This is a genomic window from Haloarcula pellucida, from assembly GCF_014647235.1.
GTDB lineage: Archaea > Halobacteriota > Halobacteria > Halobacteriales > Haloarculaceae > Haloarcula > Haloarcula pellucida.
In genome coordinates this window covers 1-641 of sequence record NZ_BMOU01000035.1, presented here as the reverse complement: position 1 = coordinate 641, position 641 = coordinate 1, and the positions used below count along the sequence as shown (strand labels likewise).

The 641-nt window shown below is 55.2% G+C and carries 1 rRNA gene; it reads right to left on the bottom strand.

Annotated elements, in window-relative coordinates:
- Positions 1-641 (bottom strand): 23S ribosomal RNA (locus tag IEY28_RS20550); the annotation flags it as partial.

Below are 641 nucleotides of genomic sequence, written 5' to 3'. Positions count from 1 at the left end.
TCTTCCGAAGGTACGGGACTAACTTGCCGAATTCCCTAACGTTGGTTGCTCCCGACAGGCCTTGGCTTTCGCCGCCATGGACACCTGTGTCGGTTCTCGGTACGGACACTATGCTCGTCTTTTCATGGGCCCCAGGTTGAATCACGTTTCCCTATACCGCCGTTCGTCCGCTTCCTGCCATTACGGCTTCCACGGAGTTGGACGGTTCGACCGGGCGAATGCCCGGCGTGATCGACCCCAGGGCGTCAACTTTCACTGCATAGTGGCACGGGAATATTAACCCGTTTCCCATTTCGTCTCAGTCGAGTTGCGGTGAGACTTAGGACCGGCTAACCCTCAGCTGATCAGCAGTGCTGAGGAACCCTTATCCATTAGGCCGTCGGGGTTCTCACCCGACTATCGCTGCTACTATGGCCAGGATTTTCGTCACTAATCGGTCCACAGGAGTTCTCACCCCTACTTCCATCCAATTAGAGCGCCAATCTACTCGATTACCAGTATAAGTGGTACGGACAGGTCTCGGTGGTGGATTTGAGTCCCGATCATTTTGGGCGCCTCAAACCTCGGCCGGTAAGCTGTTACGCTTTTCTTAGAGGGTAGCTGCTTCTAAGCTCACCTCCCGGCTGTCTAGGGCTCGAGAC